Raw genomic sequence first — 23,406 nt, 5'->3', positions numbered from 1 at the left:
GAATTTGTAGATATGAAAAAATCTTTTGTATTGCTTGACTATATTTTGAAAAACTTGTTTACAGCAATATTTTGGTTTGTTGCTGGTCTTTTTGTTGGTTATTTAGCAGTAAGCTTTGCAGCATCAGAACATGTTTATAGTGTTCTAAAGTCTTATGGTTTTGTTTGGATGTCAATATATGGGGCTATTAAGATTTCGGGAGTGCTTAGTATTATTTTTGCTATTATTTTTGCTGTATTTGATGAAAATAAAAAGTTTTTGATAATACCGATGATAATTACCGTCGCTGTTTTATATTTTATTCAATATTTTTTGACTCATTTCATATTTAACTGTTTAGCATAAAATCATGTTGAATCAACTTGCTGAAAATATCTGGGTTGTAGATGGCGGAGCAGTTCCTTTTTTTGGTCTTCCGTATACGACAAGAATGACGATTATAAGGCTTGAGAATAATGATTTATTTATTCACTCACCAATTAAGCCAAATAACGAGCTAATTCAAGAAGTATCAAAGCTTGGTAATATTAAGTATCTAATTTCTCCAAATAAAATTCATCATCTATTTTTACAAGATTGGATAGAGCTTTATCCTAATGCCGAAGTATATGCTTCACCAGGCCTTAGAGAAAAAAGAAAAGATATTAATTTTACTGCTGATCTAAAAGATTTTCCTAAAGCTCAATGGCAGAATGAAATTGATCAGCTAATATTTAAAGGTAGTAGAGTAATGCAAGAGGTTGTGTTCTTTCACAAGCCATCTAAAACTTTGATACTTACAGATCTTATAGAGAATTTTGATGAGAACTACTTTACAGGATTTAAAGGCTTGATAGCTAAGTTATCAGGTATAGTTGCCCCAAATGGCAAAACTCCTATAGATTGGAGGATGTCATTCTTTTTTGGTAAAAAACAGGCTAGAGAGTGTTTTGAGAGAATCTTGGCTTGGCAGCCTGAGAGAATAATTGTTGCTCATGGTAAAAATATTGAAACAAATGCTGTAGACTTTCTTAAAAAATCATTTAAATGGGTAGGGAAGTAAATTAATGATCCATGCAGCAGCTTTTGTCGCTATCAAAGATAATAAGATTCTTTTGACTAGAACTAGAGATAATACTATTTGGTATCAAGCAGGTGGCAAAATTGAGCAAAATGAAACACCTATCCAAACTATTGTAAGAGAGCTAAAAGAAGAGTTAAGTCTGGAGCTTACAATAGATGATATGCGTTACTTAGGGAACATAACTACGGATAATCATGATAGAACCACGACGGTATCTTTAGAGTGTTTTACAGCCGATATTAATCAAGAGATTAAACCATGTGCTGAAATTTCGGCAATCAAATGGTTTGACTTTGATGATACTGAGTTCGTTGCACCAGCTGTATTAGAGGTTATTGCGAAATACAAAAGTGGTGAATGGCAAATATAGATATTCTAGGTATTCTTTTAGACTTTAAATCATAATTTTTTCAAATACATATTTAAATGATTAAATAAACTTATAAGCTAGTATAAACTTGTTTCAAATTGCTAATGAATTATCAAAAAATATGCAAAGAAAAGAGCTACTAAATGCGGTTAAGAGGATAGTTGTAAAAGTTGGGACTAGTACTCTAACTCATCAAACAGGTCTACTAAATATTTATCGAATAGAAAAGCTAGTTAGACAGTTATCGGACCTTCATAATCAAGGCTATGAAGTAATACTTGTAACATCAGGAGCTGTTGGTGCAGGCATGGGTAAGTTGGGGCTGCAACAAAAGCCAAAAACTCTACCCGAGAAGCAAGCTGTAGCTGCAGTAGGGCAAGTGGCTTTGACTCATTTATATCAAAAGCTTTTCTCTGAATATGGTAAGAATATTGCTCAGTTGCTTCTGACAAAAGATGATGTTGCTAATAGAGAAAGATACCTAAATGCGCGAAATGCTTTTTCAGCTTTATTGGCAAAGGGAGTTATCCCAATCGTTAATGAAAATGATGCGGTAGTAGTTGATGAGATTAAGGTTGGTGATAATGATACATTATCGGCATTAGTTGCAAATTTAATAGATGCTGACTTGTTGATTATTCTCTCGGATATTGATGGTCTGTATACAGCAAATCCACGTATAGATAGTTCAGCAAAACTTTTAAATATTATCCCAGAAATTTCAGATGATATTCGAGCTATGGCTGGTGACGTGGGTTCTAAATTTGGGACAGGAGGCATGGCTACTAAGATTAAGGCGGCTGAGATTGCTGTGGCTGGTGGTATTAATATGGTTATTGCTAGTGGAGAAGATCCTAAAATTCTTTTGGAGATAATATTGGGAGATGATATCGGGACATTATTTGCAAAAAATAACAAAAAAGAAATTACAGCTAAAAAGCATTGGATAACATACAGTAGTCACAAACGTGGAGAAATTATAATCGATAAAGGAGCTGTTACGGCGCTAAAACAAAACAAGAGCCTTTTACCATGTGGAATTATTTCAATTAATGGAGATTTTCAAAAGGGCGCTACGGTTGTTGTTTGTAGTGAAGATACTCAAGAAATAGCTACTGGATTGGTTAATTATTCATCACAGGATTTAGCAAAAATCAAAGGACATAAAAGTTATGATATTGCTAATATTTTAGGGCATTGTGATTATAATGAAGTTGTCCATGTTGATAATATGTTTTTAAAGGAGTGTTAGATGAGCTTGTCTATCGTAGAAATGGGTAAAAATGCTAAACAAGCTGCCAAAGAGTTAGCTAAAGTAAATACAGAGCTTAAGAATAATGTGTTACAACAGTTAGAAAAATCATTGTTAGACAATGCTGAGTATATTTTGCAACAGAATCAAAAAGATCTAGATAATGCTAAAAAAAATAATTTATCAAAAGCATTCATTGATAGATTAACACTAACCTCAGCACGAATAGAATCTATGGCTCAAGGGGTTAGACAAATTGCTGACTTTGCAGATCCTATAGGCAAGGTTGAGAAAGGCTTTAAGCACCCTAGAGGAATGACAATCTCTCAAGTTAGAGTGCCATTAGGTGTAATTGCGATGATTTTTGAATCACGCCCAAATGTAACTATAGATGCTGGAGCATTAGCATTAAAATCAGGTAATGCTATTATCCTTAGAGGAGGTTCCGATGCTTTACATACAAATATTGCTTTGAAAAATATTTTCCAAGAGGTATGTGAAAGGCATGGGTTATCAAAAAATATAGTACAGTTAGTCGAGGATATCGCCAGAGAGCGTGTAACAGAATTAGTAACATTAGATAAATATATTGATGTGATAATTCCAAGAGGTGGCAAAAGTCTTAAAAAAGCTATCCAACAGCAGGCTACTATTCCAATGATAGAAACAGGGGCTGGTATTTGTCACACTTATATTGATGAGTTTGCAGATTTAGATAAAGCTATAAAGATAGTTATAAATGCAAAAACCCAGCGTCCTGGAGTTTGTAATGCTTTAGAGAGTCTTTTGGTTCATCAAAATATAGCGGAGAAATTTTTACCTAAGTTAGAAATAGAGCTCGCTAAATACAACGTTGAACTAAGAGCCGATAATGAGAGTCTAAAATATCTAGGAAATGCTATACTAGTGACCCCTGAGGATTGGGATACAGAATATTTAGATCTAGTACTTTCTATTAAAACAGTGACAAATATTAATGAAGCTATAGAGCATATTAATACCCATGGTAGTATGCATTCAGAGTGTATAGTCACTGAAAGTTATACAAATACAGAGATTTTCTTAAATGAAGTAGATGCCGCAGCTGTATATGCTAATGCTTCAACTAGATTTACAGATGGTTCTGAATTTGGTTTTGGCGGTGAGATTGGTATTAGTACGCAGAAGCTTCATGCTAGAGGACCAATGGGTATCAATGAGCTTACAACTCTAAAATATATTATTAGAGGAAATGGGCAGGTTAGGGGATAGTCTTATTTTACTAGTATAGATTTATCTACATTATTGATATCTGTGAAACCACAAAATGCCATAGTTTTATCCATTTCTTGATGGAAAATTTCAAGTACTCTGTAAGCACCTTGTTCGCCATAAGCACCAAGACCGTAAACCATTGGTCTACCAATTAGTCCAGCTTTAGCTCCGAGAGCTTTTGCTTTGAGTAAATCTTGACCGCTACGAATACCACTATCAATTAGAACTTCAAGTTTTGGATCTACTGCATCAACTATCTCTTCAAGCATAGATATGCTAGACGGCGCTCCATCTAACTGGCGACCGCCATGATTTGAGACTACTATTGCATCAGCACCAGTATTTTGCGCCATAATAGCATCTTGTGTATCCATAATCCCTTTGATAATCATTGGACCATTCCATTGCTTTTGTACCCACTCGACATCATGCCAATTTAGGCTTAAATCAAATTGTTCATTTGTCCATTTACCAAGAGATGCGAAGCCACCTTTATTTTCAGCGTGATTTGCAATATTACCAAAGGTTCTATTTTTGGTTTTTAACATATTCAAGCACCAGTATGTTTTAGTACTTAGGTTAATTAGATTTTTAAGAGTAGGTTTTGGAGGTACTGTTAAGCCATTTTTTATATCGGCATGGCGGTTACCTAGCATTTGTAGGTCAGCAGTTAGTACTAGGGCACTACAATCAGCATGCTTCGCGCTTGCTATAAGATTTGCCATAAACTTTCTATCTTTCATCATATACAACTGAAACCAAAATGGTTTGGTTGTATGCTTAGCTACTTCTTCTGTAGAGCAGATAGACATTGTCGATAGTGTAAAAGGAATACCAAATTCTTCGGCTGCTTTGGCAGCATGAATCTCGCCATCTGCATGCTGCATTCCAAGTAGACCAACTGGAGCAAATGCTAAAGGCATACTGTATTCTTGTCCAAGAATTTTGGTTTTTAACGATCGATGTTGGATATCAGTTAGCACTTTTTGCCTAAAAAAGTATTTATCAAAATCTTTTTGATTATGCTCTAGAGTATTTTGTTGCCATGAGCCTGATTCACAGTAATCAACAAACATTTTAGGAACTCTGCGATGATAAATTTTACGCATATCATCGAGAGATATGATTTTTAGTAGATTTTTTTTCATAAAAGCTTTCTCAACCATAATGATTTTTTTATCAAAACTGTAGTGGTGATGTAATAAGTTAAATTTCTGTAAATATTTTATCTTCAGGTAGTCTAGATTTTGGTAATTTAGCATTAAAATCTTCTTCTGAAGCATAACCAACAGTTACAACCACGGATGTTTTATAACCTTTTTCTCTTAGATTAAATTCTTCATCTATTATATGAGCTTCGATGCCTTCCATTGGTGTAGCATTTATCTTCAGTGCTGATAATCCTAATAGAATATTACCAAGGGCAATATAAAGCTGCTTTTCTGTCCAAATTTGTAATTCTTGTGGTTTGTCTTTGTATGCTAGAGCAAATTTTTTGCGTACATCTCTTTGCATATTTTCAAAATCTGAAGTAGGGAATCTACCATCTTTACGCTCTTGATCAAGAAGTAGCTGTAGATATTTATCATCGATATCAGTTTTTAGGCAAAATACTATGGCCAAAGCACAATCTTTAATATTTGTTACATTTTTTGGGTGTATATTTTCAGCAGCTTTTGAAATTTTGGTTTTTGCCTCATCAGATGTTGCTAGGATAAAATGCCATGGCTGTGAGTTTACACTTGATGGTGTGAATCTTAGCAAGTCTTTTATTTGTTGGATTTGTTCAGAGGTTAACTTTTTTGTTGGATCATAAGCTTTTGTAGTGTAGCGAGTTTTGGCATATTCGACGATATTCATAATTAAAAAGTAAAATTTTATCAAAAGATTAACTCAGTATATTTGATTCAAAAATATACAACAATGTTTTTTAATCTAGAGATATTTATATTTTTTTGTAATCATATTGTTTTGTAAGGATTAATTTTTAAGGATATATAAATGAGAAAAAAGATTTTAGTAACGATGCTTGGTGTTTTTGCGGGATTATCGTTTGCAAATGCAGAGAATATAGAGCAGATGAGAGATAGTTCGCAAAAGATTGTTAGCGTAAACCCTAATTTTGTTGAAATTGATGTTTCAGCATATAAGCATAATCTAAAAGTGGTGAAGAGCATTATTGGAGATGATGTTAAATTATGTGCAGTAATGAAGTCGGATGCTTATGGACATGGATTAGATAATTTGATTGATGCTACAGTCAGCTCGTCTGCTGTTGATTGTATTGCTGCAGTTGACAATAAAGAGTTTGCGATTATCTCTCCCAAAATTCAGCAAAGTGGAAGAGATATTACAGCTCTAAGAATTGCTCCTGTTACTAAATCTGAACTAATTCAGGCCATTAATAATGGGTGGGATATCGAAGAGATCATAGGCTCTTATGAGCAAGCAAAGATTATTTCTGACACAGCTCAGCAGATGAGTGAAATTCTTGGTAAGAAAGTGATAATAAAAGTTTCTATAAATATAGAGACTGCGATGGGAAGAATGGCTTTTAGGAAGGTTGAAGATATAAAAAAAGCTATGAAATTACCAAACATTAAAGTAGTGGGAGTTATGACACATTTTGCTAAAGATTATGAGAGTGAGAGTGTGGCAGAGCCTGCAACAAAACAGCAATTAGCAAAGTTTGATGAGATAGTCTCTCAACTAGATTTACCAGAAGGAACTATACAGCATGTTGCTAACTCAGGTGCAGCTGCAAAATATCCTTGGGCAAGAAGAGATATGGTTAGAGCTGGTTCTCTTATTTATGGTGAAGATCTTGATGATTTGCAAGATCCTAAACATGAGCTTCGACCAGTGATGAAATCATTTAGATCAGAAGTTGCGATTATTGAGAGAGACATTCCACCACATTCACCAATTAACTATGATGCTGAGCAATATACTCGTTCGGATAGAAAATCAACAACGGCAACATTAAGAACTGGCTATAACTATGGTTTCCCTCAAAGAGCTTATAAAAGTAAAATGCAAGTTATTATCGATGGTGTCAAATATCCTGTTATTGGTAAAACATCTATGAATATGCTTGTTGTGGATATTACAGATGAACCGAAAGATAAGAGGGTTAAAGTAGGCGACCAAGCATTATTAGTAGGTAAGTACGGAGATAACTATATTTCTTGGCAACAGTTTGCACAACAAAATAATATGGGAACTACAGAGGAGGTTCTGGTGGTTGGTAGTCTTAACAAAAAGATTAATACTACAGCTGATTAAGAATTATTTTTGATTGGACATTTCCAATTAAAATTTTCTGGTAACTTCGCTGTTATTTTTGGGAAATCTTTTTTTAGAAATATTATTAGTGAAATTGATCTTAAAGTTTTTATATACATCAGTAACATAAATATTGAGATCATAGTTTCATAGAAATATCTCATTATTTTTATACTGCCTTTTATTTCAAAGTTTAGATAGATGATTTTATCAAAGACTATTAACACTAAAAATGCTAGCAGTGTTAAAAGTATAAATGTAATAAAACTAGTAATTACTTTCCTTAGGATTTTTGAACTTGAAGTAATATAAAAAGTATTGTTTTTATTATCAAAAATAATGGCTTTTAGTTTGTTTAACTTTTTTATCTCTTGAAAAGAAAGATACTCAGTAAGTTTATTTAGTAAATAAATATCTCTAAATCTCGGTGGAACTATCGCAAATTCTCGTTTGAGAAAGTTTTTATGATCTATCTTGAATTGTAAATACAAAGCTGCTCTAGCGATAGGGTCTGTAGTAGAATTTATTTTCTCTATTATTTCAGCCATATCTTTTATCTTATGATGACTAAAGACATTTACTTTCTCAGTTTCGCCAAATAAAAAATTAAGTGCATAATAGAGTATTGCTACAGGGATAACTAATAATAACTTGTAGTTAGGATCAATCAAAAACTCAAATAATTCCATGGTAACTGATATCCATAGTTAGCTTATAAGTAATATTTAATATTCTTTAGTTACTAAATTCAATAGTGATCTATTTATGCTATTTGTTAAGTTTGTTTTTAGTGTTATTGATGTTATCTTAGATTTATCAAGATATTCATTGTGGGTTATGGCTTTGTATAGAATAGAAACTGATAGTATGGGGGAAGTCAAAGTTGATGACAGATATTATTGGGGTGCTCAAACTCAGCGATCTATAGAGCATTTTTCTATAGGTAAGGATTTGATGCCTATTGAAGTTATTAAGGCTTTAGCCATTATCAAAAAAGCAGCGGCAATTACCAATAATGAGCTAGGTATTTTGCCTACAAATAAGCGAGATATCATTGTTACAGTTTCTGATGAGATAATTTCCGGCCAGCTTGATAATCACTTTCCACTACATGTTTGGATGACCGGCAGTGGTACGCAGTCAAATATGAATGTCAATGAGGTTATTTCAAACAGAGCGATTGAGCTACTAGGTGGCAAAAAGGGTAGTAAATCTCCTATTCATCCAAATGACGATGTCAACATGTCACAATCATCAAATGATGCCTTTCCAAGTGCGATGTATATTGCTACTGTTTTTGAGATAAATAAACAATTATTACCAGCTCTCGAATACATGTTTGAGGATCTAAAAACAAAGAGCAACGACTGGCAAGCTATCGCTAAGATTGGCAGAACTCATATGCAAGATGCTGTGCCGCTAACTCTCGGACAAGAATTTTTAGGCTATGCAGCTTTACTTGAGAAAAATATTCAAAGAATCAAAGAATCTTTAAAAGGTGTATATGAGATAGCTCTGGGAGGAACAGCTGTTGGTACTGGCTTAAATGCGCCTGATAGTTTTGCTGAAATTGTAGCGAAACATATTGCTTCTATTACTGGGTTACCATTTGTTACAGCTACAAATAAATTCGAGGTGCAAGGTTCGCATGATGCATTAGTTGCGATTATGGGGCAACTCAAAACTTTAGCAAATTCATTATTTAAAATTGCTAATGATATTCGCCTATTAAGCTGTGGTCCTAGAGCAGGGTTTCATGAGTTGTTAATCCCTGAGAATGAGCCTGGATCATCAATTATGCCAGGAAAGGTTAATCCTACACAATGTGAAGCTATGGCAATGGTTGCTGCTCAAGTAATGGGTTATGATGTTTCTGTTGGTATCGGTGGTTCTGCAGGATACCTTGAAATGAATGTCTATAAGCCCTTGATTATTTTTAATATTATTCAATCGATTAAGATTATTTCAGACAGTTGTGTAAACTTTACAAAATATCTTTTGGAAGGAATGACGCCAAATCATGACAAAATAGATTTTTATCTCAAAAATTCATTGATGCTTGTTACAGCTCTTAGTCCGGTGATAGGCTATGATAAAGCTTCTAAAATGGCGCATTATGCAGATAGTAACAACTTATCGTTAGCTGAGGCAAATAATGCTCTTGGTTTTTTATCTGAAGAAGAGTTTAATAAAGTAGTTGATCCATACAAAATGACAAAAGGTGGTATCTTGTAGTGAGTAATTCTTTTCAAGAAATAGCATCTTGATTAGATATGCTAACACTTATTAATCGTTTGCTTTAACCCTTGCAAGAAGCCCGTTTCTAGTTTAATCTTTAAGCAATTTTATATTCAAGGTATTTTGTTATGATTACAACAAGATTTGCACCAAGTCCAACAGGCTTTTTACATGTTGGTGGGGTACGTACAGCACTTTTTAGTTGGCTTTATGCTAGACACAATAACGGTAAGTTTTTATTAAGAATCGAAGACACAGATCTTGAGAGATCTACTCAAGCTGCTGTAGATGCTATTTTAGATGGTATGAGCTGGCTTGGTCTAAAAAATGATGAAGAGATCTATTATCAAACGAAAAGATTTGATAGATATCATGAAGTTATTAAGCAATTAATAGCAGAGGGTAAGGCATATTATTGTAACTGTTCTAAGGAAAGATTAGATGAGTTAAGAGAGCATCAGCAGGCAAATAATCTTAAAACTGGCTATGATGGTAAATGCCGTGATGCAAGCTATATTCCTCAAGAAGGAGATAGTTTTGTAGTACGTTTTAAAAATCCGCAAGATGGTCTTGTCAGCTGGAATGATGCTGTAAAAGGTAGGATTTCAATTTCAAATCATGAGCTTGATGACATGATTATCCAAAGAACAGATGGCTCGCCGACATATAATTTTTGTGTGGTTGTTGATGATATTGATATGGCTATCACGCATATTATTCGTGGTGATGATCATGTTAATAATACTCCTAAACAAATCAATATTTATAAAGCCTTAAATGCTCATATTCCGGTATTTGCACATGTTCCAATGATTCTTGGTCCAGATGGGGCAAAGTTGTCTAAACGACATGGTGCGGTCAATGTTATGCAGTATCGTGAAGATGGTTATTTACCTCAGGCTATACTTAACTATTTGGTTAGACTTGGGTGGTCGCATGGAGATCAAGAGATTTTCTCTATAGATGAGATGATAAAATCTTTTAATTTAGAGCATATCAATGCTTCGCCTTCACGTTTTGACTTTGATAAGCTTAAGTGGTTGAACAAACACTACATCAAAGAATCTAAATTTGAGGATATTAGGACAGAAGTTGAATATCATTTTGCAAAATCTCGTTTGGATATTGCTAATGGTCCTGATCTTCAAGACCTTGTAGCTGTGATGGCAGAAAAAGTTGATACACTAGTAGAGCTTACGGAGAAATCGAGCTACTTTTATAGTGATGATATCGTCTATGATGAAAAAGCAGTCAAAAAGCATGTTAAAACGACAACAGGCGAGATATTTATTAAGCTTTTAGGAAATTTTGAAGCTCTAGAAACTCAGCAATGGCAAGATCCAGATACTTTGCACAACGTAGTCGCATCAACAGCAGAGCAGTGTGAAGTTGGTATGGGTAAAGTAGGTATGCCCTTGCGTATAGCTATCACAGGTTCAGGGCAATCTCCTGATATTGGTATTACTTTGAAGCTTTTGGGGAAAGAAAAAGTACTATCTAGATTACAAAGAGCAATAAAAGAACTATGTAATTCATAAAAAAACAAAAATATTAACAAAAGGGCTTGACTAAGCCATAAAAGTCATTATAATACACATCATATCGCTGAAGACAGTGATTAAAAGTCTTAAGTCCCGTTCGTCTAGAGGCCTAGGACACCGCCCTTTCACGGCGGCAACAGGGGTTCGAATCCCCTACGGGATGCCAAATTAAAAAGCCACCTTAAGTGGCTTTTTTATGTCATTAAGAGATGTTTGTTCTATTTATTTCACATGGCTGAATTAATTTTTTTTGAGTTGATTGGTGAACTATCTTTGTTTGTATAGGTAATGCAGTAGTATATGCTTCCATGCTTTCTGTTATTACACTATTTGGTGATATTCTGCAGTGTTTGCCAATAGTTATATTACCTAAGATTTTAGCACCGGCTCCAATTATTACTTCATCTTCAACTGTTGGATGACGTTTTGTGTATCTCAACTTTGGATTTCCAGATGAACCAAGAGTTACACCATGGTATAGTGATACATAATTTCCAACTATTGCTGTTTCACCAATTACAATGCCCATACCATGATCAATGAAACAATATGAGCCGATAGTTGCCCCAGGATGTATTTCGATTCCTGTCAGGAATCTAGATATATGAGATAAGAGTCTACCTAAAAATTTTAATTTACAACGCCATAGTAGATTTGCGGGTCTGTGAAGTAATATTGCATGTAATCCAGGGTAAGCAAATATCGTTTCAAGAATGCTTGGAGCAGCAGGATCTTGTTGTTGATAGTATCGTAATAGTTTGATCATAAGACTCCAAAGTGTTGTTTTGATTTTAATATACTATTATAAAACCAATGTTTTAGCCATCTAAATAAGATAGAATGGCGGTAGATTATTGTATGAATATAAAAGGTTATAGCTATGAATATATGTAACAATTTTACTGAAACTATTGGTAAGACTCCTATGGTTAGGCTTTGTAAAATAGAGCAGCTGTTTGGCTTAAAAGTTAAGTTGGTTGCTAAACTAGAATTCTTTAATCCATTATCCTCTGTCAAGGATAGGGTGGCTCTAAATCTTATTAAAAGTGCAGAGAAGGCTGGTAATATCAAGCCAGGTGTTACAACGTTGATAGAACCAACATCGGGCAATACTGGGATAGGGCTTTCATTTATTGCTGCTGCAAAAGGTTATGACCTAATTATTACTATGCCAGAGAGTGTATCCGTTGAAAGACGTAAGTTGATACAGCACTTTGGTGCTAAGCTTATTTTAACACCTGCAGCTGAGGGTATGGCTGGAGCAATTGCCAAAGCTAATGATTTATTAAAAGAGCTTAATGATGGTGTTATATTGGGTCAATTTACTAATCCAGCCAATCCACAAGCACATAGAAATACAACGGCTTTAGAGGTTTGGCAAGATACTGATGGTGAAGTAGATATTCTAGTGGCGGGTGTCGGTACCGGAGGTACTATTACAGGCATTGCTGAAGTTCTCAAACAGAAAAAACCTACTATCAAAATTGTAGCTGTAGAGCCTAAGTCTAGTCCCGTTTTGTCAGGTGGTAAGCCAGGCTCTCATAAAATTCAAGGGATAGGCGCTGGCTTTATTCCAGAGATTCTAAATACATCTATAATTGATGATATTGTTACAGTTAGTGACGTAGATGCTTTAGAGTATGCACGTTTAGTAGCACATAAGGAAGGTGTGCCTGCTGGTATTTCATCAGGAGCAGCATTAAAAGCGGCGATTGAGATAGCTCAACGTACTGAGAGTGAGAATAAGATGATAGTGGTTGTTTTTGCTTCTAGTGCTGAGAGATACTTATCTACAGCTTTATTTGCGGAAGATTAAGTAGAGGATTTTTCATATACGGCAAACGTGAAGTCAAACTCGTTTTTATCATCTTTTTTGAATTGTTTATGGCCTATGCGTTTGTATTTAGATTTGTCCCACTTAGGAAAGAAAGCATCAAGATCACTCATTTCTGTATCGACTTCAGTTATGTATAGTCTATCGGCATATTGCAAAAATTCTTTATAAATCTGAGCACCACCAATTATAAAAATCTCATAATGAGGTTTTGATTGCGCGAAGTTTAGAATTTCTTGAACACTGTTAATTATTAAACACTTATCCTGCTTGTAATCTTTATCTCTAGTTAAGATAATGTTTTTGCGGTTTGGCAGAGGGCGACCGATTGACTCAAAAGTTTTTCTACCCATTACAATATAATTATTCTCGGTTATCTTTTTGAAGTTTTTCAGGTCTTCAGAAAGTTTCCATGCTAGAGTATTTTCTTTACCTATACCTAGATTTTTGTCATAAGCAACTATTAATGAAATCATTTTTGATCTCTATTTTTTTAATTTATTTTGTGACATTTTAGCATTTTAAATAAATATAAAATACCTTTTGTAATTTATAAATTAAGTATGATAAAATTTCACGGCTTGTATTATATATGAGCTAATGTTTAACTAATAAATCATGTATCTTCAAAATTAGAAGTTGTGCCAAAGGGTGTCTCATATGATATTTGGCATAACTAAGATACTAGATATAACCCAAATAAGGAAAATCAAAATGTCTTTAATGAAAGAAATGTTATCTGCGGGTGTTCACTTTGGACACAAAAAAGCTTTCTGGAATCCTCAAATGAAAGAATACATCTTTGGCATTAACCATGGTGTACACATTATCAATCTTGAGAAAACAGTTCCTCTTTTCCAAGATGCAGTTAACTTTGTTGGTAAGACTGTAGCAAATGGTGGAAAAGTTCTTTTTGTTGGTACAAAAAGACAAGCTCAAGATATCATAGAAGCAGAAGCTAAAAGATGTGGTATGCCGTTTGTTAGCCACAGATGGTTAGGTGGTATGCTTACTAACTACAAAACTGTTAGACAATCTATCAAGAGACTTGCTCAGTTAGAGAAGATGAAAGAAGACGGTACTTTTGGATCGTTAACTAAAAAAGAGATGCTTCAAAATATCAGAACTATAGAGAAGTTAGAAAAAGTTCTTGGCGGAATCAAAGAAATGGGTGGTTTACCTGATGCTATCGTTGTTATTGATAGTAACAAAGAGCACATTGCTATTCAAGAAGCTCAAAAGCTAGGTATTAAAGTTGTATCAATTGTTGATACTAACTCAAACCCTGAAGGTATCGATTATATTATTCCTGGTAATGACGATGCTGTTAAGTCAATATCTTTCTATATGAAGAAATTTGCTGATGCTGTTATTGATGCTCAAGGCTTAGATAGAGCAGTAGAAGCAAAAGCTGAAGAAACTACAGAAGCATAATAAACAAACAAGGATAGAACAATGTCAAATATTTCTGCTAAATTAGTAAAAGAACTTAGAGAAAGAACTGGTGCTGGAATGATGGAGTGTAAAAAAGCTCTAGTTGAAGCTGCTGGTGATATTGAAAAAGCTGCTGAAGAAATGAGAATTTCTGGACAAGCAAAAGCTGACAAAAAAGCTTCACGTATTGCAGCTGAAGGTGTTATCGAAGTTTATGCTGCTGATGGTAGAGCTGTTTTACTTGAAATCAACTCAGAGACAGACTTTGTCGCTAGAGATGATACTTTCAAGAAGTTTGCTCAAGAAGCTGTAAAAGCAGCTCATGCGGCAAAAGCAGAGACTATCGAAGAAGTTTTAGCTGCTAAGACTTCAACTGGTGAAACTGTTGAAGAAGCTCGTAAATCACTAATTGCTAAAATCGGTGAGAATATTCAAGTTCGTAGAGTTAAGACTGTAGCAGCTAGTACTTTAGGTGCTTACATACATGGTGGTAAGATCGGTGTTGTTGCTGCTCTAGAAGGTGGTGATGAAGAGCTTGCTAAAGATGTTGCTATGCACGTAGCAGCTGTTAATCCTATGGTTGTATCTGGTGATGAAGTTCCTGCTGATGTAGTAGCAAAAGAGAAAGAAATTTTCACAGCTCAAGCAAAAGAAAGTGGTAAGCCTGCTGAAATCATCGAGAAAATGATTGTTGGTAGAATTCGTAAGTTCTTAGATGAAGTTGCTCTTTTAGGTCAAGATTTCGTTAAAGATCCTAGCATCAAAGTTGAAAAACTTGTTAAAGACAAAGGCGCTAAAGTTGTTAGCTTTATCCGCCTAGATGTTGGTGAAGGTATCGAGAAGAAAGAAGAAGATTTCGCAGCAGAGGTGATGAGCCAAATCAAAGGTTAATATATGTCTAATGATTCGTTAGAATGTTCTCATAATACTCCAAAGCTTAAGAGGGTTCTTCTTAAGTTAAGTGGAGAGTCTTTATCGGCAGATCAAGGTTTTGGTATAAATGTTGAATCTGCTGCTCCTATCATAAATCAAATCAAAACACTTGTTAACTTAGGTGTTGAGCTTGCGATAGTCGTTGGTGGTGGTAATATCTTACGCGGAGGTAGGGCTGATTTTGGAGACAAAATTAGAAGATTTACAGCTGACTCTATGGGTATGATTGCTACTATGATTAATGCTTTAGCTCTTCGTGATATGCTTATCAGTGAAGATGTTGATGCTGAGATTTTTTCAGCAAAAGGTGTTGATGGTTTGTTAAGAGTTGCTAGTGCGCATGAGTTTAATCGAGAGCTTGCAAAAGGCACGGTTTTGATATTTGCGGCAGGTACAGGCAATCCGTTTGTAACAACTGATACTACAGCTAGCCTTAGAGCGGTTGAGATTGGTGCGGATGCTTTGTTGAAGGCTACGACTGTTGATGGTGTGTATGATAAAGACCCAAATAAATATTCAGATGCTAAGCGTTTTGCTAAGGTTACTTTTTCCGAAGTTGTTAGTAAGGAGCTAAATGTGATGGATTTGGGAGCATTTACTCAGTGCAGAGATTTTGGTATACCAATATATGTGTTTGATTTGACTCAGCCAAATGCTTTGGTTGATGCTGTAGTTGATTCAAAGCATGGTACTTGGGTCACTTTAGACTAATTAATTTTCAAAAAAAAGGATTGTTTTTATGATAAACGATATTCTAAAAGATGCTGAAAATAGAATGAGTAAAACTTTAGAAGTTTTAGCTGATGATTTAGCTAAGATTAGAACTGGGAGGGCTCATCCTGATATTTTAGCTCATGTAACTATAGATTATTACGGTTCTGCTACGCCGATTACTCAGGTGGCTAATGTTACAGTTCTTGACGCTAGGACTCTAGGTATTACTCCTTGGGAGAAAGGGCTTGCAGGTAAGATTGAGAAGGCTATTATAACTTCTGATTTGGGGCTTAATCCAACTAACTTAGGTGATAGTTTGAGAGTTCCTATGCCAGCACTTAATGAAGAGCGTAGAAAAGAGCTTGTTAAACTTGTTAAATCTGAGACTGAGAGTGGTAGAGTTTCTATCAGAAATATACGCCGTGATGCTAATGGCGATATCAAAGAACTTCTCAAAGAGAAAGAGATAACAGAAGATGAAGCTAAAAGAGCAGAGGATAATATTCAAAAAATTACTGATAAGATGATTGCACAGGCAGATGCTCTTGCTGTTAAAAAAGAACAAGATTTAATGGTGGTCTAATTATTAGATTTCTTAATAAAACTTGTATTTCTCTTTATTCTTTCTTATTATTTATCTAGTTTAAACTTTATATTTTACTCATTATGAGCTTGGCTAACGAAAATGCTCTTAAGCATGTTGCTATAATTATGGATGGTAATGGGCGCTGGGCCAAGAGTAGATTGAAGCCAAGGATATTTGGTCATAGAAATTCGATATCTAGTGTAGATGCTGCTATAGAGTATTGTGTTGAGCGTAATATTCAGATGTTAACTCTCTTTGCATTTGGTAGAGATAATTGGCTTAGACCAGCTAAAGAAGTTTCTGATCTAATGGATCTTTTTTATAAAACTCTCAAAGATAAAACTCCAAAATTACATAGTAATAATATTGTCCTTAAAGTTATTGGAGATAGGTCTAGATTATCAGATAAGCTTATACAAATGATTGATTATAGCGAGTCTGTTACTAAAGATAATACAGGACTTCAGCTTAGGCTAGCAGTTGACTATGGTGGGCGATGGGATATTATTAGTGCTATGAAATCTATCATTGACGATATTGGCAATGGTAAGATAGCGCTGGATAATATATCGGAGGATAATTTCGGAAGTTATACGGTCGCTGGTCAAATGCCGGTTGACTTACTTATTAGGACTAGTGGTGAGATTAGATTAAGTGATTTTATGTTATGGCAGTTGTCTTATGCTGAGATGTATTTTACTGATCTTATGTGGCCTGAGTTTACAAAGTCAGAATTTCAGAAAGCAGAAGAGTATTTTTACTCGCGCCAGAGAAGGTTTGGTAAGAGTGGTGAACAACTTGAAATGAGGGATGTATGAAAGAGAGGATAATAACTGGTTTATTGTTGGTAGTTTTTGTTTTTGCAGGACTTGTGTATGCAAATGACTATCTTTTTGGTGTTGGTGTTTTTTTGGTTGCGATGCTTTCAGCATATGAATGGCTTAAGTTTACAAAGATTAGTCAACAAGAAACAATAAATTATCTTGTGATATTCATGATAGTGTTGTTTGTTGTGTCAGAGTTCTTTGTTTACATTCAGTATATTTTCCCAGTATTTTGGCTGTATGCGATTTATAGACTTAGTGGATATGAGCGCCAAAAGTTTGATACATTATCTGTTAATGAAATGTTGATACTCGGCTTATTTGCAATCTCACCATTTGCAGCATCGTTGTACGTACTTCATAGTAATTCTGTTGCGTGGATATTCATGTTTATATTGGTTGTTGCAGGTGCTGATAGTGGAGCCTATTTTACAGGTAAAGCAATGGGTAAGCGTAAGATGCTTCCGCGATTGAGTCCAAATAAAACTATCGAAGGTTTGTTGGGTGGGATGGTTTGTGCTGTAATTATCGCTATAGTATTTTTGCTATTTATGAATTTAAGTATTTTTGAGTACTTATCAATGGTTATTATTTCAGCTTTAATAGCAGTTTTATCTGTTGTTGGCGATGTTTTTGAGAGTATGATGAAGCGTATCGCTGGAGTTAAAGATAGTGGCAATATCTTACCAGGTCATGGTGGAGTACTTGATAGGTTGGATGGTTATATGCCTGCATTACCTATTTTTGTGACACTTGGTTATTTGGCTGGTGTGTTTGTTGTATAAGCGGGGGATTTGTTTTGAATATAGAGTTGAAGCTGTTGAATAAAGAAATTATTAAAGAAGTACCTGAGTATGGTACAGAAGGGTCGGCAGCGGTTGATTTAAGAGCTTGCTTATCTGAAGCAGAGTTCTTGAGTCCTGGTGAGTGTAAGTTGATAGGTACTGGAATTGCTATCAATATAGCAAATCCAAATTATGCGGCAATGATTCTGCCAAGATCTGGTTTGGGTCATAAAAAAGGCTTAGTGCTAGGCAATGGTACTGGTCTTATTGATTCTGATTATCAAGGAGAATTAATGGTGTCTTGCTTTAATCGTTCTCAAGAAGTTATCGAAATTGAGCCTATGATGAGATTTGCGCAGCTTGTGGTTGTTCCAGTGGTTCAAGCAAAATTCGATATTGTAGAGGAGTTCTCTCAGCGGACTATTAGATCTGCTGGAGGATTTGGACATACTGGGGTTTAATATATGTTTTTCAATATCCCTAATATTTTAACTTTTGGTCGCTTGGCGTTAATTCCTTTTATAGTTATATGTTATTATTTTGAGTTTCCACACCATCATGGTATTACGGCTACATTATTTTTATTGGGCGCAGCTACTGACTGGTTGGATGGCTATTTGGCACGCAAATGGGAGCAGACAAGCAAGTTAGGAGCATTTTTAGATCCTGTTGCTGATAAGTTGATTGTTGCTACTGCTCTTTGTTTGTTTATTGAAATGTACCCATATTGGTGGGCTACTATTCCAGCGATTGTGATGATTTGCAGAGAAATTGTTGTTTCTGCATTGCGAGAGTGGATGGCTGAGCTTGGGCAGCGTAGTGTTGTCAAGGTTGGTGTATGGGGTAAGATCAAAACTACGGCTCAGATGGCCGCACTTTTTATATTCTTAATTAAGCCCGCAATAGATTTTAGACATTCGTTAGACTACGCTAGTTTTAATACATGGTTTATTCTTTTGGGGTTTTTGATGCTCTATGTGGCTGTAATACTTACTGTTTATTCTATGTGTAATTATCTTTATGTTGCTTTTAAATCTGTTTTTGGCAATTCTCATAAATAATACTTTTTCTTTTCTTTTTTTTGCTTTTTTGTTATTATGTCTGTCTAATGCTATTTTTGCATAGGTGCTTCCTCTGCTTGGCATTTGAAATTATTTAAATCAAAAAAACTGATAAAAAACGGAGAATAATAACTAATGGCAACTATAAATCAGTTGGTGAACAGCCCTCGCAAGAGATCGGTTGTTAAGTCTAAGGTTCCTGCGTTAAAGGCGTGTCCTCAAAGAAGAGGTGTATGTACAAGGGTATATACTACTACTCCTAAGAAGCCTAACTCAGCACTTAGAAAAGTAGCTCGTGTAAGATTAACGAGTGGATTTGAGGTTACAAGCTACATTGGTGGTGAAGGTCATAACCTACAAGAGCACAGTGTTGTGCTTATCAGAGGTGGTAGGGTTAAAGATTTGCCAGGTGTGCGTTACCACATTGTTAGGGGTGCTTTAGATACTTCAGGTGTTAATAATCGTAAGCACGGTCGTTCAAAGTATGGTACTAAGCGTCCTAAGTCTTAATTTGTGTTTAAAGTTTAACATTTGAAGAAGGTGTAAAAATGTCTAGAAGAAATAGAGCTCCTAAAAGAGATATTCTACCTGATCCTAAGTTTAAGAGTCAGGTTGTTGCTAAGTTTGTAAACCATATTATGCTAGATGGTAAGAAGTCTATTGCAGAGAAAATTGTATATGGTGCGTTTGATAAGATTAAAGCTAAAGATGCTTCTGCTAATGAAGTTGAAGTTTTTGAAAAGGCTTTAGATAGTGTTAGTCCTATGGTAGAAGTTAAGTCACGCCGTGTTGGTGGTGCTACATATCAAGTTCCTGTAGAAGTTAGACCAGAGCGTCGTCAAACTTTAGGTATGAGATGGATTATAGATGCTGCGCGTAAGAGAAAAGAGAGTACTATGGGTGATAGAGTTGCTGCGGAGATTCTAGAAGCTATAGAGGGTAGAGGCGCTGCTGTCAAGAAAAGAGAAGATACTCATAAGATGGCTGAAGCTAACAAAGCATTTGCTCACTTTAGATGGTAATAGGAGATTAGAAAATGCCTCGTAATACAGCTTTAGAAAAATATAGAAATATTGGTATCTGTGCTCACGTTGATGCTGGTAAAACAACAACTACAGAGCGTATCCTTTTCTATACAGGGTTATCTCATAAGATCGGTGAGGTACATGATGGTGCTGCTACTATGGACTGGATGGAGCAAGAGCAAGAAAGAGGTATTACAATTACTTCTGCTGCGACAACTACTTTCTGGTCTGGTATGGATCAGCAGTTTGATAAGCATCGTATAAATATTATTGATACTCCGGGTCACGTTGACTTCACTATTGAAGTAGAACGTTCTCTTCGTGTACTAGATGGCGCGGTTGTTGTGTTCTGTGGTTCATCAGGTGTTGAGCCTCAGTCAGAAACTGTATGGCGCCAAGCTAACAAGTACGGTGTTCCAAGAATTGTATTTGTAAACAAGATGGATAGATCAGGTGCTGACTTTGAAAGAGTTTGTGGCCAAATCAGAACTCGTCTTAAGGCTAATGTTGTCCCTGTTCAGTTGAATATTGGTGCAGAAGAAGACTTTAAGGGTGTTGTAGATCTTATCAGAATGAAAGCGATCATGTGGAATGAAGCAGACCAAGGTCTTACTTATGATCTTGTTGATATTCCAGCTGAGCTTCAAGATAGAGCAGAAGAGCTTCGCATGGAGATGATGGAGGCTGCAGCTGAAGCTTCTGAGGAGCTTATGGATAAGTATCTTGAAGAAGGCGAGCTTTCTAATGAAGAGATTAAGCAGGGTCTTCGTGCTAGAGTGTTGGCAAATGAGATTGTTCTAGCATTCTGTGGTTCTGCGTTTAAGAACAAGGGCGTTCAAGCGGTTCTTGATGGTGTTGTTGAATACTTACCAGCTCCAAACCAAGTTCCTGCTATTAAGTGTGAGACTGAAGATGGTGAACCAGCTTCTAGATCTTCATCTGATGATGAGCCATTTGCAGCTTTAGCATTTAAACTTGCTACAGACCCGTTTGTAGGTAACTTAACGTTTATTCGTGTTTACTCTGGCGTGCTTAAGTCTGGTGATGCTGTATATAATCCTGTTAAAGGTAAAAAAGAGCGTGTAGGTCGTATCGTACAGATGCACGCGAATAAGCGTGAAGAGATTAAAGAGGTTCGTGCTGGCGATATTGCTGCTTGTATAGGTCTTAAAGATGTAACTACTGGTGATACTCTTTGTGATCTTGATAAGCCGGTAATTCTTGAGAGAATGGATTTCCCAGAGCCAGTAATTTCTGTTGCTGTTGAGCCTAAGACAAAAGCAGACCAAGAAAAAATGTCTATAGCTCTAGGCAAGTTGGCTGCAGAGGATCCATCTTTCAGAGTTAAGACTGATGAAGAGTCAGGTCAAACAATTATTTCTGGTATGGGTGAGCTTCACTTGGATATTATTGTTGATCGTATGAGACGTGAATTTAAGGTCGAGGCTAATGTGGGTAACCCTCAGGTTGCTTATAGAGAGACTATTCGTGGAACTGTTGAGCAAAATAGTAAGTTTGTTCGTCAGTCAGGTGGTCGTGGTCAGTATGGTCACGTTGTGGTTAAGTTTGAGCCTTTAGAAGTCTCTACTAACGATGCTGGTGAAGAAAAGATATTTGAGTTCGTTGACGAAATTGTTGGTGGTGTGATTCCTAAGGAATTCATTGGTCCTGTTGCTAAAGGTATAGAAGAGCAAATGACTAATGGTGTGTTAGCTGGATATCCTATGATTGGTGTTAAGGCTACTCTATTTGATGGTTCATACCATGATGTTGACTCGTCTGAGATGGCATTTAAGATTGCTGGTTCTATGGCTCTTAAAGAAGGTGCAAAGAAAGCTAATGCTTGTATACTTGAGCCAATTATGAAAGTTGAGGTTGTAACTCCTGAAGATTATCTTGGTGATGTTATGGGTGACCTTAACAGAAGAAGAGGTATCATTGAGGGTATGGATGAGAATCCAAGTGGTAGAGTGGTTAGTGCTCTAGTTCCTCTTGCTGAAATGTTTGGTTATGCTACTAACGTTCGTTCTATGAGCCAAGGTAGAGCATCTTTCTCAATGGAATTTAAGAAGTATGCAGAAGTGCCAAACAATATTGCAGATGAAATCATAAAATCACGTAACTCATAATTAAAAGGATAAATTTAAAATGGCTATAAATAATCAGCGTATTAGAATTAGATTGAAAGCCTTTGATCATAAGCTTATCGATATTTCTACTCAAGAAATTGTTGATACAGCTAAGAAGACAGGGGCGCAAGTTAAAGGGCCAATCCCTTTACCAGTTCGTAAAGAGAAATTTACAATACTTATTTCTCCACACGTAAACAAAAAGGCAAGAGATCAATATGAAATCAGAACTCACAAGAGATTGATTGATATTGTAGAGCCTACAGATAAAACTGTAGATGCTCTAATGAAGCTAGATTTAGCATCAGGTGTTGATGTTCAGATCAGTTTAAGCTAATATATACGTTACTTTTTTGAAAATCTTTCAAAAACGGTATCAATTAGGTCTTCACGGTCAATCGTAATCGTGAAGTTAATATAATAATAATAGAGGATATAATAATGTCTTTAGGATTAGTTGGTCGCAAATGTGGTATGACTCGTATATTTACTGAAGATGGTGTTTCTATTCCTGTAACAGTTGTTCAGGTTGAGTCAAATAAAGTAACTCAAATAAAGACTACTGAAACAGATGGTTATAATGCTATTCAAGTAACTACTGGTTTTAAAAAGCGTTCTAATGTAAACAAGCCTATGGCGGGTCACTATGCAAAAGCTAGTGTTGAGCCTGGTAGAGGTTTGTGGGAGTTTGCTATTGATAATGCTTCTGATTATGAAGTAGGTGCATCTATTGATGCTACTATTTTTGAAGCGGGTCAGAAGGTTGATGTCAGAGGTGTATCTAAAGGTAAAGGTTTTCAAGGTGGTGTTAAGCGTCACAACTTTGCAACTCAAGATGCTACTCATGGTAACTCTCTTTCACATAGGGTTCATGGTTCTACGGGTCAAAACCAGACTCCAGGTAGAGTGTTTAAGAACAAGAAGATGGCTGGTCACTTAGGTAGCGAGAATGTTACTATTCAGTCACTTGAAGTTGTGAGAGTAGACGCGGAAAATGGTTTATTGCTTCTAAAAGGCGGTATTCCAGGTTCAGTTGGTGGAGATGTTATTGTTACTCCAGCTGTTAAAAGTTAGTAGA

At 35.6% G+C, this 23,406-nt stretch carries 27 protein-coding genes and 1 tRNA gene; 23 read left to right on the top strand and 5 right to left on the bottom strand.

Features of this window, described 5'->3' with window-relative positions; translation table 11 throughout:
• Positions 1-12: 12 nt before the first annotated feature.
• From FTPG_RS01525 to FTPG_RS01505, 5 genes are all read left to right on the top strand, one after another.
• Positions 13-345: a hypothetical protein gene (locus tag FTPG_RS01525; RefSeq protein ID WP_004286643.1), complete on the top strand. Its 333-nt coding sequence runs from the start codon at positions 13-15 to the stop codon at positions 343-345.
• A gap of 4 nt (positions 346-349) precedes the next feature.
• Entirely contained in the window at positions 350-1,042 is a 693-nt protein-coding gene (locus FTPG_RS01520; RefSeq protein ID WP_004286642.1) for a DUF4336 domain-containing protein, read from the top strand.
• A gap of 4 nt (positions 1,043-1,046) precedes the next feature.
• A complete protein-coding gene (locus FTPG_RS01515) occupies positions 1,047-1,433 on the top strand; it encodes an NUDIX hydrolase (protein WP_004286641.1) in 387 nt (128 codons plus the stop codon).
• A 121-nt stretch (positions 1,434-1,554) separates the two neighbouring features.
• Positions 1,555-2,685, top strand: a complete 1,131-nt coding sequence (gene proB / locus FTPG_RS01510) for a glutamate 5-kinase (RefSeq protein WP_004286640.1) — start codon at positions 1,555-1,557, stop codon at positions 2,683-2,685.
• Positions 2,686-3,936, top strand: coding sequence for a glutamate-5-semialdehyde dehydrogenase (locus tag FTPG_RS01505; RefSeq protein ID WP_004286639.1), 1,251 nt, complete (start codon positions 2,686-2,688; stop codon positions 3,934-3,936).
• A 2-nt stretch (positions 3,937-3,938) separates the two neighbouring features.
• Here the strand turns inward: FTPG_RS01505 and FTPG_RS01500 are convergent, their stop codons facing one another.
• Complete coding sequence (locus FTPG_RS01500; protein ID WP_035722203.1) at positions 3,939-5,087, bottom strand: alpha-hydroxy acid oxidase; 1,149 nt, start codon at positions 5,085-5,087, stop codon at positions 3,939-3,941.
• A 58-nt stretch (positions 5,088-5,145) separates the two neighbouring features.
• Positions 5,146-5,799 (bottom strand): oxygen-insensitive NAD(P)H nitroreductase, encoded by a 654-nt coding sequence (gene nfsB, locus FTPG_RS01495; protein WP_035722104.1) that lies wholly within the window; start codon positions 5,797-5,799, stop codon positions 5,146-5,148.
• A 141-nt stretch (positions 5,800-5,940) separates the two neighbouring features.
• Between nfsB and alr the strand changes: the two genes are divergently transcribed.
• Positions 5,941-7,224, top strand: a complete 1,284-nt coding sequence (alr, locus tag FTPG_RS01490; protein ID WP_004286636.1) for an alanine racemase — start codon at positions 5,941-5,943, stop codon at positions 7,222-7,224.
• Here alr and FTPG_RS01485 read toward each other — a convergent pair.
• Positions 7,221-7,913 carry a hypothetical protein gene (locus FTPG_RS01485; protein WP_004286635.1) on the bottom strand — a complete coding sequence of 231 codons (693 nt, stop codon included), beginning with the start codon at positions 7,911-7,913 and terminating at the stop codon, positions 7,221-7,223. The genes alr and FTPG_RS01485 overlap by 4 nt on opposite strands.
• Positions 7,914-8,067: 154 nt before the next feature.
• On the opposite strand from FTPG_RS01485, the gene fumC reads away from it, so the two are divergent.
• The 3 genes from fumC (at position 8,068) to FTPG_RS01470 (ending at position 11,169) form a co-directional block, all read left to right on the top strand.
• Positions 8,068-9,459: a class II fumarate hydratase gene (fumC, locus tag FTPG_RS01480; protein WP_004286634.1), complete on the top strand. Its 1,392-nt coding sequence runs from the start codon at positions 8,068-8,070 to the stop codon at positions 9,457-9,459.
• 131 nt (positions 9,460-9,590) lie between these two features.
• The gene (gene gltX / locus FTPG_RS01475) at positions 9,591-11,000 is read left to right on the top strand and encodes a glutamate--tRNA ligase (protein WP_004286633.1); all 1,410 of its coding nucleotides are present in this window, start codon (positions 9,591-9,593) and stop codon (positions 10,998-11,000) included.
• 93 nt (positions 11,001-11,093) lie between these two features.
• Positions 11,094-11,169: transfer RNA gene (locus FTPG_RS01470), tRNA-Glu, on the top strand.
• A gap of 36 nt (positions 11,170-11,205) precedes the next feature.
• On the opposite strand, the gene epsC is transcribed toward FTPG_RS01470, so the two are convergent.
• Positions 11,206-11,769, bottom strand: a complete 564-nt coding sequence (gene epsC / locus FTPG_RS01465; RefSeq protein WP_004286632.1) for a serine O-acetyltransferase EpsC — start codon at positions 11,767-11,769, stop codon at positions 11,206-11,208.
• 114 nt (positions 11,770-11,883) lie between these two features.
• Here epsC and cysK point away from each other — a divergent pair, with 114 nt between their 5' ends.
• Positions 11,884-12,819 (top strand): cysteine synthase A, encoded by a 936-nt coding sequence (gene cysK, locus FTPG_RS01460; protein WP_004286631.1) that lies wholly within the window; start codon positions 11,884-11,886, stop codon positions 12,817-12,819.
• Here cysK and FTPG_RS01455 read toward each other — a convergent pair.
• Complete coding sequence (locus FTPG_RS01455) at positions 12,816-13,313, bottom strand: dihydrofolate reductase (protein WP_004286630.1); 498 nt, start codon at positions 13,311-13,313, stop codon at positions 12,816-12,818. The two genes, cysK and FTPG_RS01455, sit on opposite strands and share 4 nt — an antisense overlap.
• A gap of 238 nt (positions 13,314-13,551) precedes the next feature.
• On the opposite strand from FTPG_RS01455, the gene rpsB reads away from it, so the two are divergent.
• The 13 genes from rpsB (at position 13,552) to rplC (ending at position 23,402) form a co-directional block, all read left to right on the top strand.
• Positions 13,552-14,271, top strand: coding sequence for a 30S ribosomal protein S2 (gene rpsB / locus FTPG_RS01450; protein ID WP_004286629.1), 720 nt, complete (start codon positions 13,552-13,554; stop codon positions 14,269-14,271).
• A gap of 21 nt (positions 14,272-14,292) precedes the next feature.
• Positions 14,293-15,162: a translation elongation factor Ts gene (tsf, locus tag FTPG_RS01445; protein ID WP_004286628.1), complete on the top strand. Its 870-nt coding sequence runs from the start codon at positions 14,293-14,295 to the stop codon at positions 15,160-15,162.
• 3 nt (positions 15,163-15,165) lie between these two features.
• Positions 15,166-15,915 (top strand): UMP kinase, encoded by a 750-nt coding sequence (pyrH, locus tag FTPG_RS01440; protein WP_004286627.1) that lies wholly within the window; start codon positions 15,166-15,168, stop codon positions 15,913-15,915.
• Between the two features lie 28 nt (positions 15,916-15,943).
• Positions 15,944-16,501, top strand: coding sequence for a ribosome recycling factor (gene frr / locus FTPG_RS01435; RefSeq protein ID WP_004286626.1), 558 nt, complete (start codon positions 15,944-15,946; stop codon positions 16,499-16,501).
• An 83-nt stretch (positions 16,502-16,584) separates the two neighbouring features.
• Positions 16,585-17,322, top strand: a complete 738-nt coding sequence (gene uppS / locus FTPG_RS01430) for a polyprenyl diphosphate synthase (RefSeq protein ID WP_004286625.1) — start codon at positions 16,585-16,587, stop codon at positions 17,320-17,322.
• Complete coding sequence (locus FTPG_RS01425; RefSeq protein ID WP_004286624.1) at positions 17,319-18,113, top strand: phosphatidate cytidylyltransferase; 795 nt, start codon at positions 17,319-17,321, stop codon at positions 18,111-18,113. Before uppS ends, FTPG_RS01425 begins: the two co-directional genes overlap by 4 nt.
• A gap of 14 nt (positions 18,114-18,127) precedes the next feature.
• Positions 18,128-18,574 carry a dUTP diphosphatase gene (gene dut, locus FTPG_RS01420; protein WP_004286623.1) on the top strand — a complete coding sequence of 149 codons (447 nt, stop codon included), beginning with the start codon at positions 18,128-18,130 and terminating at the stop codon, positions 18,572-18,574.
• Positions 18,575-18,577: 3 nt separating this feature from the next.
• On the top strand, positions 18,578-19,174 hold the full coding sequence (gene pgsA, locus FTPG_RS01415; protein WP_004286622.1) for a CDP-diacylglycerol--glycerol-3-phosphate 3-phosphatidyltransferase: 597 nt from the start codon (positions 18,578-18,580) through the stop codon (positions 19,172-19,174).
• Between the two features lie 135 nt (positions 19,175-19,309).
• On the top strand, positions 19,310-19,684 hold the full coding sequence (gene rpsL / locus FTPG_RS01410) for a 30S ribosomal protein S12 (protein ID WP_004286621.1): 375 nt from the start codon (positions 19,310-19,312) through the stop codon (positions 19,682-19,684).
• 38 nt (positions 19,685-19,722) lie between these two features.
• Positions 19,723-20,196 (top strand): 30S ribosomal protein S7, encoded by a 474-nt coding sequence (gene rpsG, locus FTPG_RS01405; protein WP_004286620.1) that lies wholly within the window; start codon positions 19,723-19,725, stop codon positions 20,194-20,196.
• Between the two features lie 14 nt (positions 20,197-20,210).
• Positions 20,211-22,328, top strand: a complete 2,118-nt coding sequence (gene fusA / locus FTPG_RS01400; protein ID WP_004286619.1) for an elongation factor G — start codon at positions 20,211-20,213, stop codon at positions 22,326-22,328.
• 19 nt (positions 22,329-22,347) lie between these two features.
• Complete coding sequence (gene rpsJ / locus FTPG_RS01395) at positions 22,348-22,665, top strand: 30S ribosomal protein S10 (protein ID WP_004286618.1); 318 nt, start codon at positions 22,348-22,350, stop codon at positions 22,663-22,665.
• 104 nt (positions 22,666-22,769) lie between these two features.
• Complete coding sequence (rplC, locus tag FTPG_RS01390) at positions 22,770-23,402, top strand: 50S ribosomal protein L3 (RefSeq protein ID WP_004286617.1); 633 nt, start codon at positions 22,770-22,772, stop codon at positions 23,400-23,402.
• The last annotated feature ends 4 nt before the right edge of the window (positions 23,403-23,406 follow it).

This window comes from Francisella philomiragia subsp. philomiragia ATCC 25015 (assembly GCF_000156715.1).
GTDB lineage: Bacteria > Pseudomonadota > Gammaproteobacteria > Francisellales > Francisellaceae > Francisella > Francisella philomiragia.
This window is presented reverse-complemented; position numbering and strand designations above follow the sequence as displayed.

Excerpts from the sequence above, each read along its gene's own strand:
- pyrH (WP_004286627.1), top strand. The coding sequence starts at position 15,166 with ATGTCTAATGATTCGTTAGAATGTTCTCATAATACTCCAAAGCTTAAG.
- rplC (WP_004286617.1), top strand. The coding sequence starts at position 22,770 with ATGTCTTTAGGATTAGTTGGTCGCAAATGTGGTATGACTCGTATATTT.
- FTPG_RS01520 (WP_004286642.1), top strand. The coding sequence starts at position 350 with ATGTTGAATCAACTTGCTGAAAATATCTGGGTTGTAGATGGCGGAGCA.
- FTPG_RS01485 (WP_004286635.1), bottom strand. The coding sequence starts at position 7,913 with ATGGAATTATTTGAGTTTTTGATTGATCCTAACTACAAGTTATTATTA.
- proB (WP_004286640.1), top strand. The coding sequence starts at position 1,555 with ATGCAAAGAAAAGAGCTACTAAATGCGGTTAAGAGGATAGTTGTAAAA.
- fusA (WP_004286619.1), top strand. The coding sequence starts at position 20,211 with ATGCCTCGTAATACAGCTTTAGAAAAATATAGAAATATTGGTATCTGT.
- rpsL (WP_004286621.1), top strand. The coding sequence starts at position 19,310 with ATGGCAACTATAAATCAGTTGGTGAACAGCCCTCGCAAGAGATCGGTT.
- FTPG_RS01505 (WP_004286639.1), top strand. The coding sequence starts at position 2,686 with ATGAGCTTGTCTATCGTAGAAATGGGTAAAAATGCTAAACAAGCTGCC.
- cysK (WP_004286631.1), top strand. The coding sequence starts at position 11,884 with ATGAATATATGTAACAATTTTACTGAAACTATTGGTAAGACTCCTATG.
- tsf (WP_004286628.1), top strand. The coding sequence starts at position 14,293 with ATGTCAAATATTTCTGCTAAATTAGTAAAAGAACTTAGAGAAAGAACT.
- rpsB (WP_004286629.1), top strand. The coding sequence starts at position 13,552 with ATGTCTTTAATGAAAGAAATGTTATCTGCGGGTGTTCACTTTGGACAC.
- rpsJ (WP_004286618.1), top strand. The coding sequence starts at position 22,348 with ATGGCTATAAATAATCAGCGTATTAGAATTAGATTGAAAGCCTTTGAT.
- FTPG_RS01500 (WP_035722203.1), bottom strand. The coding sequence starts at position 5,087 with ATGAAAAAAAATCTACTAAAAATCATATCTCTCGATGATATGCGTAAA.
- gltX (WP_004286633.1), top strand. The coding sequence starts at position 9,591 with ATGATTACAACAAGATTTGCACCAAGTCCAACAGGCTTTTTACATGTT.
- nfsB (WP_035722104.1), bottom strand. The coding sequence starts at position 5,799 with ATGAATATCGTCGAATATGCCAAAACTCGCTACACTACAAAAGCTTAT.
- FTPG_RS01425 (WP_004286624.1), top strand. The coding sequence starts at position 17,319 with ATGAAAGAGAGGATAATAACTGGTTTATTGTTGGTAGTTTTTGTTTTT.
- epsC (WP_004286632.1), bottom strand. The coding sequence starts at position 11,769 with ATGATCAAACTATTACGATACTATCAACAACAAGATCCTGCTGCTCCA.
- FTPG_RS01455 (WP_004286630.1), bottom strand. The coding sequence starts at position 13,313 with ATGATTTCATTAATAGTTGCTTATGACAAAAATCTAGGTATAGGTAAA.
- uppS (WP_004286625.1), top strand. The coding sequence starts at position 16,585 with ATGAGCTTGGCTAACGAAAATGCTCTTAAGCATGTTGCTATAATTATG.
- pgsA (WP_004286622.1), top strand. The coding sequence starts at position 18,578 with ATGTTTTTCAATATCCCTAATATTTTAACTTTTGGTCGCTTGGCGTTA.
- FTPG_RS01515 (WP_004286641.1), top strand. The coding sequence starts at position 1,047 with ATGATCCATGCAGCAGCTTTTGTCGCTATCAAAGATAATAAGATTCTT.
- alr (WP_004286636.1), top strand. The coding sequence starts at position 5,941 with ATGAGAAAAAAGATTTTAGTAACGATGCTTGGTGTTTTTGCGGGATTA.
- rpsG (WP_004286620.1), top strand. The coding sequence starts at position 19,723 with ATGTCTAGAAGAAATAGAGCTCCTAAAAGAGATATTCTACCTGATCCT.
- frr (WP_004286626.1), top strand. The coding sequence starts at position 15,944 with ATGATAAACGATATTCTAAAAGATGCTGAAAATAGAATGAGTAAAACT.
- FTPG_RS01525 (WP_004286643.1), top strand. The coding sequence starts at position 13 with ATGAAAAAATCTTTTGTATTGCTTGACTATATTTTGAAAAACTTGTTT.